The sequence below is a fragment of the Mesorhizobium sp. M0663 genome (assembly GCF_040320585.1).
In the GTDB taxonomy this organism is placed as follows: domain Bacteria; phylum Pseudomonadota; class Alphaproteobacteria; order Rhizobiales; family Rhizobiaceae; genus Mesorhizobium.
In genome coordinates, this window is sequence record NZ_JAMYPX010000003.1 from 511,446 (window position 1) to 524,821 (window position 13,376).

The 13,376-nt window shown below is 63.3% G+C and carries 11 protein-coding genes; 3 read left to right on the forward strand and 8 right to left on the reverse strand.

Annotated features, from left to right (window positions below; genetic code table 11):
• Positions 1-28: 28 nt before the first annotated feature.
• The 7 genes from NKI54_RS09020 to murA all read right to left on the reverse strand — a co-directional run bounded on the left by NKI54_RS09020 (position 29) and on the right by murA (position 8,479).
• Complete coding sequence (locus NKI54_RS09020; RefSeq protein WP_352569320.1) at positions 29-1,777, reverse strand: ABC transporter ATP-binding protein; 1,749 nt, start codon at positions 1,775-1,777, stop codon at positions 29-31.
• Positions 1,774-2,613 carry an ABC transporter permease gene (locus NKI54_RS09025; RefSeq protein WP_352569321.1) on the reverse strand — a complete coding sequence of 280 codons (840 nt, stop codon included), beginning with the start codon at positions 2,611-2,613 and terminating at the stop codon, positions 1,774-1,776. The genes NKI54_RS09020 and NKI54_RS09025 overlap by 4 nt, the downstream gene beginning before the upstream one ends.
• Complete coding sequence (locus tag NKI54_RS09030) at positions 2,613-3,572, reverse strand: ABC transporter permease (RefSeq protein ID WP_352569322.1); 960 nt, start codon at positions 3,570-3,572, stop codon at positions 2,613-2,615. Before NKI54_RS09030 ends, NKI54_RS09025 begins: the two co-directional genes overlap by 1 nt.
• Positions 3,573-3,606: 34 nt before the next feature.
• Complete coding sequence (locus NKI54_RS09035) at positions 3,607-5,127, reverse strand: ABC transporter substrate-binding protein (RefSeq protein WP_352691210.1); 1,521 nt, start codon at positions 5,125-5,127, stop codon at positions 3,607-3,609.
• 99 nt (positions 5,128-5,226) lie between these two features.
• Positions 5,227-6,150, reverse strand: coding sequence for an N-acetylmuramic acid 6-phosphate etherase (murQ, locus tag NKI54_RS09040; RefSeq protein ID WP_352621253.1), 924 nt, complete (start codon positions 6,148-6,150; stop codon positions 5,227-5,229).
• Positions 6,151-6,335: 185 nt separating this feature from the next.
• On the reverse strand, positions 6,336-7,226 hold the full coding sequence (locus NKI54_RS09045) for a glucosamine kinase nucleotide-binding domain-containing protein (RefSeq protein WP_352621060.1): 891 nt from the start codon (positions 7,224-7,226) through the stop codon (positions 6,336-6,338).
• Entirely contained in the window at positions 7,223-8,479 is a 1,257-nt protein-coding gene (gene murA, locus NKI54_RS09050) for a UDP-N-acetylglucosamine 1-carboxyvinyltransferase (RefSeq protein ID WP_352621062.1), read from the reverse strand. Before murA ends, NKI54_RS09045 begins: the two co-directional genes overlap by 4 nt.
• Before the next feature lie 186 nt (positions 8,480-8,665).
• On the opposite strand from murA, the gene NKI54_RS09055 reads away from it, so the two are divergent.
• The 3 genes from NKI54_RS09055 to NKI54_RS09065 all read left to right on the forward strand — a co-directional run bounded on the left by NKI54_RS09055 (position 8,666) and on the right by NKI54_RS09065 (position 11,808).
• Positions 8,666-9,514 (forward strand): MurR/RpiR family transcriptional regulator, encoded by an 849-nt coding sequence (locus NKI54_RS09055; protein ID WP_352621064.1) that lies wholly within the window; start codon positions 8,666-8,668, stop codon positions 9,512-9,514.
• A gap of 242 nt (positions 9,515-9,756) precedes the next feature.
• The gene (locus NKI54_RS09060) at positions 9,757-10,866 is read left to right on the forward strand and encodes a carbohydrate kinase (protein WP_352691212.1); all 1,110 of its coding nucleotides are present in this window, start codon (positions 9,757-9,759) and stop codon (positions 10,864-10,866) included.
• A gap of 12 nt (positions 10,867-10,878) precedes the next feature.
• Positions 10,879-11,808: a pseudouridine-5'-phosphate glycosidase gene (locus tag NKI54_RS09065; RefSeq protein WP_352691214.1), complete on the forward strand. Its 930-nt coding sequence runs from the start codon at positions 10,879-10,881 to the stop codon at positions 11,806-11,808.
• A gap of 35 nt (positions 11,809-11,843) precedes the next feature.
• Here NKI54_RS09065 and NKI54_RS09070 read toward each other — a convergent pair whose 3' ends face one another.
• The gene (locus tag NKI54_RS09070; protein ID WP_502898206.1) at positions 11,844-13,244 is read right to left on the reverse strand and encodes an FAD-binding oxidoreductase; all 1,401 of its coding nucleotides are present in this window, start codon (positions 13,242-13,244) and stop codon (positions 11,844-11,846) included.
• Positions 13,245-13,376: the final 132 nt, after the last annotated feature.

Consider the following 13,376-nt stretch of genomic DNA (forward strand, 5'->3'; position numbering starts at 1 on the left):
GGCCTTTCATATTCTTGGGCGACAATCATCACACTTCCACCCGTGCTCTATGATCCGGCCCGAATTGCTGCCAATTGGCCGGGCCCGGCTCAAACCCCAGCGGACGCACGAGCGAGGGGACCTGGCGCGTGTCCAGCTCGAAACGTTCATGCCGCCGGTCTATAGTAGGAACTGCCGCGATAAGCTGTTTGGTATAGGAGTGCTTCGGCTCCGAGAGCACCGATCTGGCATCGCCGATCTCGACAATCTGGCCGGCATAGATGACCGCGATGCGATGGGCGATCCGCTCGACGACAGCCATGTCATGCGAGATGAACAGATAGGCCAGCCCGAATTCACGCTGCAGCTCGACCAAAAGCTCCAGCACCCTGGCCTGCACCGACACATCGAGCGCCGAAACCGCTTCGTCGAGGACGATAACCGAAGGATTGAGCATCAGCGCGCGAGCGATGCACAGGCGTTGCCGCTGGCCGCCGGAGAATTCGTGCGGATAGCGCTGCAGGCTGTTTTCCGGAAGGCCGACGCGTTTCAGCAGCGCGGCCATTTTCGCTCGCGTTTCAGCAGTTATCCGTCCGCCGGTAGCGATCACCGGCTCTGCGAGGAGGTTTTCGACGGTGAGTCTGGGATTGAGCGAGCCATAGGGATTCTGGAACACCATCTGCACGGGAAGGGCGCTCTGCCCGGCGGCGGCCTTGCGCGCGCTGGCCGAGATTGTGCCGCGCGTCGAGCGCACCAGCCCCAGAATCGCGCGGGCGGTGGTGGACTTTCCGGAACCGCTCTCGCCGACGACCGCCAATGTCTCGCCCGGCATTAGCTCGAAATCCACACCGTCCACCGCGTGCACGGCACCGCTGGCGCGGCTGAAAAACCCACCCTTGACCGGAAATCGCACTACGAGGCCATCGACCTTCAGCGCCGGCTCGGCAGCTTTTTGCTTTTCGCGTTGCGCGTCCCTGCGTGTCGCGCTGCCGCCGGCGAAATGCGGAACCGCATGTAGCAGATGCCGCGTATAGGGATGCTGCGGATCGTCCAATATCTGGTTCAATGCGCCCTGCTCGACAGCTTCTCCGCCTTGCATCACCATCACCTTGTCGGCGATGCCTGCAACCAGACCGATGTCGTGGGTGATGAAGATCATCGACATCCCGGTTTCCTGTTTCAATTCGGCGAGCAGCGCCATGATCTGCGCCTGCACCGTAACATCCAGCGCCGTCGTTGGCTCGTCGGCAATGAGCAGGCGCGGGTTGCACGCAATCGCCATGGCGATCATCACCCGCTGCAGCATGCCGCCCGACAGCTGGTTGGGCGTGTATTTCAACCGCCTCGCTGCGTCCGGAATACGGACGCGGTCGAGCGCGTCCTTGGCCGCCGCCGTTGCTTGTCGTCCGGTCAGGCCGCGATGCAGGCGAAATGATTCCTCGATCTGCCAGCCAATGGTCAGCACCGGATTGAGCGAGCTCATCGGCTCCTGGAAGATCATGCCGATTTCGCCGCCGCGGATCTTCGTCAATTGCGGCTCGGCTGCGGCGGTCAGGTCGAAGGTGCTGCCGTCGGCCCGCCTCAGCTTGATCGACCCGCCGGTGATGCGGCCGCCGCCATAATCGACAAGGCGATTGATCGACAGCGCCGTAACCGATTTGCCCGAGCCGCTTTCGCCGACGATGGCCAGCGTTTCGCCGTCGGCGAGATCGAAGCTGACGCCGCGCACGACCTCATTGGCTTGCGGGTTGCGACCGAAGCCGACGCGCAATCCGCTGACGGACAGCAGCGGGATCATGCGATCGATCTCCGCATCTTCGGGTCGAGGACATCGCGCAACGCATCGCCGAGCAGGTTGAAACCGAGGATGCCGATCATGATCGCCACGCCCGGGAAGATCATCAGCCAGGGAGCTGTCTCCATCAGATTGCGGCTGTCGCTCAGCATCAGGCCGAGCGACGCGGCGGGCGGCTGCGTGCCGAGTCCGAGGAAGCTTAAGCCGGCTTCGGTCAGCAGTGCCCAGGCCAGCGCCAGCGTCACCTGAACCGTCAGTGGCGCCACCAGATTGAGCAGCAGATGCCGTGTTACGATATAGCCCGCACTGCTGCCGAACGTGCGGGCCGCGTCGACGAACTCGCGCGCCTTGAGCGACAGAGCCGGACCTCGCACGACGCGCGTGAAGATCGGTGTGTAGACGATGGCGATGGCAATGACGCTGGTCAAGGTTCCCGGTCCCGCAACCGCGACGATCAGCAGCGCCAGCAGGATCGCCGGGAACGCCAGCACAACGTCCATGATGCGCATCACTAGGCCGTCCCAGCGGCGCCCGAACCAGGCTGCCGCCAGCCCGAGCACGGTGCCGGCCAGTGTCGCGACGGCGACCGAAAAGAAGGCCACGATGAAGGACTGGCCGATCCCGGTCATCAGCCGGCTTGCGACATCGCGGCCGAATAGGTCCGTGCCCATCCAGTAGGTGCTATCAGGCACATGCAGCCGTTCGACCCGGTGCTGCGTCAGCGGATTGTGCGGCGTCAGCCCCAGCATGCCAAGCACGGCAAGCAGCAGATAAAGCGCAACGATCGCACCGCCGATGCGGCCGCTGGGATGCGCAAATATAGCCCGCAATGTCGCCATCAGTGCTCGCTTAGCCGGATACGCGGGTCGAGCGCGACATAGGCGAGGTCGACGAGGAGATTGACGATCATGAAGTTGAAGGCGATGAACAGCACGCTTCCCTGCACCAGCGCGTAGTCGCGCTGCAGGATGGCATCCAGCACCATGCGGCCGAGACCGGGCAGCGCATAGATCTGCTCGACGATGACAGCTCCGCCCAGGAGGTAGCCGAACTCTATGCCGCTCAGCGTCACGACCGGGATGAGCGCGTTGGGCAAGGCATGCCGCCAGATGACGCCGCGCGCCGAAACGCCCTTGCTGCGCGCCGTCCTGACATAGTCGTCGCTGAGCACATCGAGCATCGCCGAACGCGATATGCGGGTCACCGAAGCCGCGAAGGCAAATCCAAGCGTGACCGCAGGCAGCAACAGCTGGCCGAGATTGCGCAGCGGATCCTGCCACAGCGGCGAAAACTCGCCCATCGCCGGCAAAACGCCAAACCCCGCCGACAGCGTGTAGATGATCAGCAGGGCAAGGACGAAGTTCGGCGTCGACTGCCCGATCATTGCGACAACGCGCACGCCGAGGTCGGACAGCTTTTCGTTATGGGTGGCGGCAAAGATCCCCGCCGGCATGCCGACAAGCAGGGCGATGACCATCGACAGCAGGGCGAGTTCCAACGTTAGCGGGAAACGCTCGAGGATGACGTCGAGCACCGGCCTGCCATAGGTGGACGAAATGCCGAGATTACCTTGGAAAAGACCAAGCAGCCAGCGCCAGTATTGGACGAACCAGGGCTGGTCGATGCCGAAATAAGCTGCAAGCGCATCGCGCTGCTGCGGCGTCAGCAGGCCGGCTTCGGTCCCCAGCATTGCCGTGATCGAATCGCCCGGAACCATCCGGATCGCCAGGAACACCACGATGGACACGCCAAGCAGGACGAGAGGGAAGGTCGCCAGTCGCCGCATCAGATAGTTCACGCGAAGAATATCCTCTCGTCCGGCATCAAAGCAGCTACTGGATCGTCACCTTGGCGAGGCTGAACAGCGAGCCTGTCGGCACCGGTTCGAATCCTGCGATATTCTTCTGCTGTGCCGTGTAGCTGTAGGACGTGTAGAGCCAGATCCAGGGCGACATCTCAGTGATGTGCTTCTCGAAGTCGGCGAAGATCGCTTTGCGCGCTGCCGGGTCGGTCTCGGTGCGGCCCTTCTGCATAAGACTGTCCAGCGTGTCGTCGATATAGTTCGCCACCTTCTGCAGATTGCCCGTCTTGGTCCAGTAGCGGTTGTACATAGTGTAGGGATCGGCCCTGCCGCCGTTCAGCGCGACGGCCATGTCGAAATCGCCCTTCAGCCAGGCGTCGACATAGACGTTGAGCTCCATCATCTTGATGTCGAGCTTGACGCCGATTTCTGCGAGCTGCGACTGGATGACCTGGGCTTCCGCCGCTGCCGTCGGCGGCTCGCCGGTGGCGCCGATCACGGTCGCCGAAAAGCCGTCGGCATAGCCGGCTTCGGCCATCAACTGCTTGGCCTTCTCAATGTCGCGCTTATAGCAGAACAACTGCTTCGGATCGGTCGCCAGTGCCGGGATGGTCAGCGGGCCGGTGACCTTGCCTTCGCCGAGCGAGGCGGTGTCCAGCACTTCCTGCCGGTCGATGGCGCAGGAAATCGCCTGACGCACCTTGAGTTCGGTCATCGGCTTGCGGGAGGGATTGAGCTGCAGCACGTGATAGGCAAGCACCGGCACGCGGTTCAACTGCAGGCTGGCTTCCTTGGGCACCAGCGTGGCGACAAGCGGATCGTTGAGCAGGGCAAAATCGATCTGCTTGGTGCGCATCGCCGCCAGGATCGCCGTCTCGTCCGGCAGCACGCTGATATCGATGCCGTCGACGCCGGTCGCGCCGCCTGCCCAGTCCTTGTTGGCGACAAGCACTTCCTTGGAATTCGGATCCCATTTTTCGAGCTTGAACGGACCCGAGCCGATCGTTGTCGTGCCGATCGAGCCGGCCGCGATTTCGCTTGCCGGGACGATCGCCGCATTGACGTCGCTCATCGCCGTCAGGATCGGCACGTCCGGCTGCGAGAGGTGGAACACGACGGTGGCGGGATCGGGCGTGTCGATGCTGGCGATCGAGAGAAAGTTGGCGCGCGCCGCAGCACCCGTCTTCTCGTCAAGTATGCGCTCGAACGATGCCTTGACGTCGGCCGAGGTTACGGCGGCGCCGTTCTGGAATTTTGCTTTCAGATTGAGCTTGAAGCTCAACTCCTTGCCGTCCGTCGAGAACTGCCATGAATCGGCAATCGCGGGCGTGATTTGCAGGTTTGCGTCGAGCCGCACCAGCGGTTCGTAGATCAGCTCCAGCAGCCGCAGTGAGGAGAATGCCGTCTGCTTGTGCGGATCAAGACCGGTGGCGTCCTGCGACCACGCCATATGCAGCGTCGCCGCACTCGCCTGCACCGGTAGCGCGGCGATGGCAACCATTGCCGCGAGCGTCATGCCGGTAAGCAGTTTCTTGCCAATGTGCCGTACCATTGTCGTCTCCCATTATTGTTAAACCAGATGCCTTGCAGTTCCCCGGACCGCTTCAAAGGGACACACGCCCCGGAACATCGGCCCAGTATCCATGCGGTCTTACACCGTCTTTTCGCCTATCGCCTTGCGCAGGAAACCTCCCGCGTTGGCAAGCGCCTTACGTGCTTCTTCGACACCCATGCCGGTGATCGTCACCAGGATTGCCAGTTTTACATCATTGCCGGTCTGGTCGAGTGCCTGTCGTGCCTGCTGTGCCGCGCAGCCGGTCGTCTGCATCACGATCCTGACCGCCCTTGCGACAAGCTTCTTGTTGCTTGGATTGAGGTCAACCATCAGGTTCTGATAGCTCTTGCCGATGCGGATCATGCTGGCGGTAGACAGCATATTGAGCACCAGCTTTTGCGCGGTTCCCGATTTCAGCCGGGTCGAGCCGGTGAGGACCTCCGGGCCAACCACCGGAGAGATGCCAATATCGGCAATGCCGGCAATGGTCGATCGAGGATTGCAGGACAACGCCACGGTGGTGGCTCCCACTTCCTTGGCATAGGTCAGGCCACCGATCACATAAGGTGTGCGTCCGCTGACAGCGATGCCGACCACCACGTCGCCAGCGGTCAGCTTGATGGCCTGCAGCGCCTTTATTCCCTGTTTCGGATCGTCCTCGGCGCCTTCCGCAGAGTGCACCAGCGCGTCGACGCCGCCGGCGATCAGGCCCACCACCATGTCCTCGGGTACGCCGAAGGTCGGCGGACATTCCGAGGCGTCGAGGACGCCGAGCCGGCCGCTGGTGCCAGCCCCCATATAGACAAGGCGTGCACCGTTCTGGAACGCGCTCACGATCCGGTCCACGGCCGCAGCAATATCGGGGATGACCTTCTCGACGGCTGCCGCAACGCCTTTGTCCTCGTCATTGATCTTGCGCAGCACCTCGAGGGTCGGCAACAGATCGATGTCCATGGTTTTCGGGTTCCGGTCCTCGGAAACCAGCCGCTCCAGCTCCGACATCAACCCTTGTTCGACCACTTCGCATACTTTCAAGTGCGACTGCGAGCAGGACTTTGATGCCCGCGGCAAGCGGCGTCCAGTGCCTGCACCTGGCCGTCGGCTCCGTACCGGCTGCGCCGGTTCTGTTTCGTTAACTTTTTAGAATTCGATATTCTCTCTGTCAACGGAAAGTAGGAATATTATATTCCTTGCCGAGCAAGGCATCACTGGCGGCAGAGGGATTTTCTGGCCAGGATTATGGCTCCCGAAACCGCATCGCCGTCGGCCGGCTTCAGCCGTCGGCGGACGTCGGGAGCGAGCCATGGCTCAAGCGGGCTGGACAACCCTCCGAGCAACGTAACCCGCGGCGCGCCTTTTTCGAACAGCACCCGCACGAAGGTGTCGATCTGCTCGGCAGCGCCTTGCACGATCCGCCGACCGGCCGGATCGCCCTGGTCGGCATGGCGGATCACCATCGGCGCCATGGCGGCATAGTCCGTCGCGCTGGCGCGGTCCATCCAGGCCACCGCCTCGAACGGATCGTCCTTGAAGCGCTGCATCACCTCGGCCAGCAGCGCCGTCCGCTCATGCCGACCGTCATGGGCTCGCAAGGCGAACTGCACTGCCTTCAGTCCGAGATCGGCGCCGCTGCCCTCGTCGGAAATCGGAAAACCGTAGCCGCCGACGCGCAGGTCGCGCCCTTCGACAAAGCCGAGCCCGATCGAACCGGTCCCGGCTATGACGATGGCGCCGTCTTGACCCGAATGCGCGCCAAGGCAAGCCGCGACGCCGTCGCTGACGAAGTCGATGCTCGCAAAGGGTTGATCGATGCCATGAAACGCCTCGAGCGCACCCTTACGGCCGATGCCGGCAACACCGATACCCACCCGGATCCTGGCGATTTCCGCCGCCGCGAACCCTGCCTCTTCGATCGCCGCGCCAAAGGCTTTGGCAATCGAGGCCCAGGCCACCTCTATACCGAGTCGCGTTGTCGCCGGGCCCGACAGGCCTTGCCCGAGCACGATTCCTGCCTCGTCTTCGATACGCGCCCGGCAGCCGGTTCCGCCGCCATCGACGCCCAGGAAATAATGCGGAGACGCCCCACCGGCACTCATTGCCTTATTCGTTCGATCTGGGCGCCGCACAGCCGGAGCTTGCGGTCCAACTGCTCGTACCCGCGGTCGAGATGATAGACGCGATTGATCGTCGTCTCGCCCTCCGACACCAGCGCTGCTAGCACCAGCGAGACGGAGGCGCGCAGGTCGGTCGCCATCACTTGCGCGCCCTTCAGCTTCTCGCCTCCGCGCACCAGCGCCATGGTGCCTTGCAGCTTGATATTGGCGCCGAGCCGCATCAGTTCAGGCACATGCATGAAGCGGTTCTCGAAGATCGTCTCGCGCAACAGCGAAGCGCCCTCGGCACAGCACATCAACGCCATGAACTGCGCCTGGAGATCGGTCGGAAAGCCCGGATAGGGCTCCGTCGTCACGTCGACCGCCTTGAGCGGCCCGTCTCTCGATATGATCAGCCCGCGGTCGCCCGGCCATATTTTCACACCGGCTGCTTCGAGCAGCTGGACGATGGATGCCATGTGCTCGAGCCGTGCGTGGGTCAGCTCGAGCTGACCGCCGGTGATGGCCGCTGCGACGGCATAGGTGCCGGCCTCTATCCGGTCCGGGATGATGTCGTGCGTGGCGGCGCGCCAGTCTGTGCTGCCCCCGATCAGGATGCGGTGCGTGCCGGCGCCCTCGATCCGCGCGCCCATGTCGTCCAGGCAGGCGGCAAGATCGGCCACCTCCGGCTCGCGGGCCGCGTTGAGGATCTCGGTCTCGCCGTTTGCCGTCGTCGCCGCCATCATCGCCGTTTCGGTCGCGCCGACCGACGGCGAGCTCAAAACGATGCGCGCGCCTTTCAGTCCGCCTGGCGCAGACGCGACGATCAGTCCGTTTTCGATCGCGATATCGGCGCCAAGTGCGGCAAGTGCGGCGACATGCATGTCGACCGGCCGTGCGCCGATCGCGCAGCCGCCAGGCAGCGAGACCCGGGCATGGCCGAAGCGGGCAAGCAGTGGACCGAGAACCAGCACCGTCGCGCGCATGCGCCTGACGGTATCGTAGCTTGTCTCCCTGGAAGCGGCAGCACTGGTATCGATTGTGGCGGCATGCTCCGATCTGGTGACTTCGGCCCCATGAAGGCCGACGACGCTAAGCATGTTGTCGACATCCGTCACCTCAGGCAGGTTGGTCAGCTGCAGCGGATAGGGGCTGAGCAACGCCGCCGCTATTTGCGGCAAGGCCGCGTTCTTGGCGCCGGAGATCGTCACCGCGCCCTCAAGCCTGTGCCCGCCGACGATCCGCAATTTGTCCATGGCTCTGACCTAATCCCGAGCTGTCGGCGAGTCTACGATCTTTCATGTCCGAATCGTCGACATGCCCGAAGGCTGGGCCGCAACCGCACCAGTCGAGATTTGATGGTTCATTCTTGGCTGTCAATCAGAGACGGAATAATTTATTCCTTGGCTTGGCATTGTCGATGACAGGCAATGGAGGAACGCATGTCCGTCCTGAAGAAGATCGAGGCCAAGCTCGAAGTCATGGCGCCCGGCGACCGCGAGATCGGTCGGTATATCGTCGATAATCCCGACCAGATGCTCCGCCTGTCGACGGCGGCGCTTGCCGCCGAGATCGGCCGCAGCCAGTCGAGCGTCGTCAAGTTCAGCCAGAAGCTCGGCTATTCCAGCTATCAGGAGCTTAAGCTCGCCGTCAGTGAGGCCAAGTCGCAGGAATGGCACGTGTCGGCCGGCATGATCCACGGTTCGATCGAGGTCGACGACAGCTATCTGGTCATCTTGCGCAAGCTGATCGGCAGCAAGCTCTTGTCGATGCAACAGACCGTCGCCGCCAACACCGAGCAGGAAATCGGCAAGGCCCTCGAAGCGTTGAACGGTGCGCGCCGCATTCATTTGGCCGGCGTCGGCGCATCCTCGCTGGTGGCGCGCGATTTTTCCTACAAGCTGATGAAGCTCGGCCGCAACGTGCTGCACGACAGCGACAGCCATGTGCAAATGGCCAATGTCTCGACGCTTGGACGAGGTGACGTGCTGTTCGCGCTCTCCTATTCCGGGGCGAGCATCGAAACCCTGCGGATAGCTGAACTTGCCCGCAAACGTGGCACCACCGTTATCGCCGTCACCGGACTTCGCGACAATCCGCTGAGCCGGGTTGCCGACATTCGCCTCCACACGATCGCCGATGAAGAGCGCGCGCGCTCGTCATCGATAACTGCGCGTGATGCACAACTGACGCTGACCGACCTGCTGTTCATCCTGCTCGTGCAGAAGCAGCCTGACGCCAACGAATACGTCCACAACAGCGAATTGGCCGTCTCGGTGCTGAAGGCTTAGCGCTCTTCGCCGTCTCGCGTTAAGGCCTCAGTTCCTCCCTGGCGCTGCACGCCGACAAGAGCAACTTTCGTCCTCCTTGGTGAAATGGCTTTCTTCAATGTGCTCACCCGCTTTCTTCGTCCGGCTGGCAGAGAGTCGCGGGAGCGCCGATTGGTCAAATGCCGCCGGTCAAAACAAATGTTGACAATGTCATCTGTTGTTGCGAAAGCGTTCAGCCTCGAATTTGACGGCCGGGTGAGACAATGGACGACCTTGGAGCACAGGAACAAGCGGTTCTCGATCTCATTGCGGCGAACCCATTCGCCGGCCAGCAGGACATAGCAACGGTGCTCGGCATCGCCCGCTCGACGGTCGCGGCCCACATCGTGCAACTCGTCAACAAGGGGTACATTCTCGGCCGTGGTTACGTCTTGCCGACGTCCAAGCGCATGGTCTGCGTCGGCGGCGCGGTGCTCGACCGCAAATACCACGCCAAGAAGGATCTGATTTTCGAGACGTCGAACCCGGTCGACGGCTATCGCAGCTTCGGCGGGGTTGCCCGCAACGTCGCCGAAAACCTTGCCCGCCTCGGCGTCGACATAAGCTTCGTCTCGATCGTCGGCGACGATGAAACCGGCCGCTCACTGGTGCGGCATCTGCGCGACCTCGGCGTCGATGTCAGCCAGGTCATCACCACCACGGAACGGCCGACGGCGGAATACGCGGCCATCCTCGACCGCAACAACGACCTCGTGCTCGGCATTGCCGACATGGAGATCTTCGATCTGTTTTCGTCGTCCTATCTCGACCGCTTCTGGCCGCATCTGGCTTCGGCGACATGGGTGTTCATCGACTGCAATCTGCCGGCCGCGACCCTCGCGGCACTGATGTCGCGCAAGCAGGGTGCGCGCTTCAAGCTCGCAGTCGACACGGTATCGGCGCCGAAATCAGCGCGCCTGCCGAAGGACCTGACCGGCATCGATCTTCTGTTCACCAATCATGACGAGGCCAATACGATGCTCGGCATGACGGATGCCGACAGGCGGCTGACGCCGGAGCAAGCAGCGGCAGCGCTGCGCGCGGCCGGCGCCGGCGAGGTGATCGTGACCGTGGGCGCGCATGGATTTGCCGTTGCGACCGAGAGCGGTGTGACGACCATGCACTCCGTCCCGGCGCAGCCCGTCGATATCACCGGCGCCGGTGACGCGATGATCGCCGGCACACTGTACAAGGTGCTTTCGGGTGAGCCGGTCGCTCATGCCGTGCGCACCGGCGCGCTGCTTGCCACACTGACCACCGAGAGCGAATCCAGCGTCCATCCCGATCTGTCGCCGCGCTTCCTTGCCGCCGGCATGTACCGCATTCCTGCCTGAAAGCGAGATGATATGAAACCTTTCCTTGTCCACCTGAACGATGAAGTCGCTGCTGCGCTTGATGAAGGCCGCGCGGTGGTGGCATTGGAATCGACGATTATCACCCACGGCATGCCATATCCGGCCAATCTGGAAACTGCCCGTGGTGTCGAGACCGTAGTGCGTGAAAACGGCGCCGTGCCCGCCACGATCGCAGTGGTCGCCGGCAAGATCAAGGTTGGCCTCGACGACCGTGAACTGGAAGAGCTGGCAGCGGCAAAGGGCGTGGTCAAGGCTTCCGGGCGCGATCTCGCCGCCATCATGGTGCGCGGCGGCTCGGCCGGAACCACCGTCTCGGCGACGATGCGGATCGCCGCTTTAGCCGGGATCGGCATTTTTGCGACCGGCGGCGTGGGCGGCGTGCATCGCGGCGCCGAAGCCACTTTCGATATCTCCGCCGACCTGACCGAACTCGGCCAAACCGGCACGACCGTCGTCTGCGCCGGAGTTAAGTCGATCCTCGATATTGCGAAGACGCTGGAATACCTGGAGACCCAGCGTGTGCCGGTGATCGCATACCGGAGCGACGATTTTCCGGCCTTCTACACCCGCTCCAGCGGGCTCAAGGCCGATCATCGCCTCGACACGCCCGACGAGATCGCGCGAGCCATGCTGCTGCATGACGAGATGGAATCCGGCACCGGCATTCTCGTCGCCAACCCTATCCCCGAAGCGGACGCGCTCGATCCGGCGTTCATCGACGGCACGATCGCAGCGGCCGTGGCTGAGGCCGAGAAGCGCGGCATCGGGCGCAAGGAACTAACGCCGTTTCTGCTCGCACGCATCAATGAGCTTTCGCAAGGCCGCAGCCTGAAGGCCAACATCGCGCTGGTCCGCAACAACGCCGCGCTTGCTGCCCGCATTGCGGTGGCGCATGCGGAATTGAAGAGCGCGACCAGATAGCGACAGCATCCGGCCAGCGCTACCGGCCTTCGATTTCAGCCCGGCGCCAGGTCGAAGATGCGCCCGGCATTGAGGATGTTGTTCGGGTCGAAGGCTACTTTCATGCGGCGCATGGCCGCGATCTCGGCGTCGCTGCGCACAAGGTGCAGCCATTCCTTCTTGTCGAGGCCGATGCCATGTTCGGCCGAAACGCCGCCGCCGGCGGTGGCAACACCGCGGTACACGATGCCGTATGCGGCCGCCGGATCCGCGGTGCGGACCTGATAATGCAGATTGCCGTCGCCGAGATGGCCGAAGACGTAGATGTCGGCGCCAGGGTCGACGGCCCTGATGGCGGCTTCTGTTTCGCCCAGGAAAGTCGCCATTCTCGCCAGTGGGATGCTGATATCGACGCCGATCAGGCCTGCCATCGAAAACAGGAAACGGTTGGCCTCTTCTCGCACCGCCCAGAGCGCCCGGAATTCGCGCGGCGATTGCGAGACGACCACGTCGTCGATCACGCCATCTTCAACCGCCTGCATCAGCACCGCGGCAAAACGTTCGCCGTCGCGGTCGGGCTCGCTGCCCTGTATCTCGGCAAGCACATAGACGGGCGAGCCGGCGGGTAGCGGCGCCGGCGCCTCCATGCCGGCGATCATGGCGCCGTAAAGCGGTGCGAAATTCACCTCATAGGCCGACAGCAAGGGCCCGAGCTTCCGCCTGAGCAGCGCAAGCAACGTGATCGCCGCGTCGAGCGAAGCAAGCGCGCAGAAGGCGTTGATCTCGGTGGCCGGCTTCGGATGCAGCCGCAGGCATGCGCGTGTGACCACGCCGAGCGTGCCTTCGCTGCCGATGAACAATTGGCTGAGGTCGTAGCCGGAGTTGTCCTTCGCCAAACCCTTGAGCGAGGTCAGAATACTGCCGTCGGCAAGCACCGCTTCCAGCCCAAGCACCTGCGCCCGGAACATGCCGTAGCGCAGCACACGGATGCCGCCGGCATTGGTGGCGACATTGCCACCGACGGTGGCCGTGCCGCGCGCTCCGATGTCGACGCCGAACAGCAAGCCGGCCGCATCGGCGGCTTCCTGCACCGCTTGCAGCGGCGCGCCGGCCTCGGCGATGATGGTTGCCGCCTCGCGGTCGAGAGCTTCAACGGAAGTCATGCGCTCCAGCGACAGCACAGCTTCGCCGGGTTGGATGCGAGCGCCGCCGGCAAGCCCGGTCCGGCCCCCCTGGACCACAAGCCTCTGCCCCGCCTCATTGCACAGGCGCAGTATGTCCGACACCTCGCCGGCAGTCCGCGGTCGCAGCACGACCTCCGGCCGCGCACCGGTCTTGCCGTCGGGGTCTTCCCTGTAACGCGGCCCGGCCTCATCTGCCGAGACGATCGCCGACCGATCCAGCCGACCCTCAAGTCGCGACAGAAGCTCGGCGGTTCGCGAGGAGAGGGCGCTCACGGATGCTATTGGCGCGCAGATATCGATGCAACGCACGCGAAGACCGGCGAGGATTGCAGGAGCGGCTTGACGCGAATTTCGCTGGAAAGAAAACATGCGGAAAACCCGCCAAAAATGCAGTCGGTTGCTGTC

Coding starts and splice junctions, on each gene's coding strand:
- NKI54_RS09020 (WP_352569320.1), bottom strand. CDS start 1,777: ATGATCCCGCTGCTGTCCGTCAGCGGATTGCGCGTCGGCTTCGGTCGC.
- NKI54_RS09025 (WP_352569321.1), bottom strand. CDS start 2,613: ATGGCGACATTGCGGGCTATATTTGCGCATCCCAGCGGCCGCATCGGC.
- NKI54_RS09035 (WP_352691210.1), bottom strand. CDS start 5,127: ATGGTACGGCACATTGGCAAGAAACTGCTTACCGGCATGACGCTCGCG.
- NKI54_RS09045 (WP_352621060.1), bottom strand. CDS start 7,226: ATGAGTGCCGGTGGGGCGTCTCCGCATTATTTCCTGGGCGTCGATGGC.
- murA (WP_352621062.1), bottom strand. CDS start 8,479: ATGGACAAATTGCGGATCGTCGGCGGGCACAGGCTTGAGGGCGCGGTG.
- NKI54_RS09055 (WP_352621064.1), top strand. CDS start 8,666: ATGTCCGTCCTGAAGAAGATCGAGGCCAAGCTCGAAGTCATGGCGCCC.
- NKI54_RS09060 (WP_352691212.1), top strand. CDS start 9,757: ATGGACGACCTTGGAGCACAGGAACAAGCGGTTCTCGATCTCATTGCG.
- NKI54_RS09065 (WP_352691214.1), top strand. CDS start 10,879: ATGAAACCTTTCCTTGTCCACCTGAACGATGAAGTCGCTGCTGCGCTT.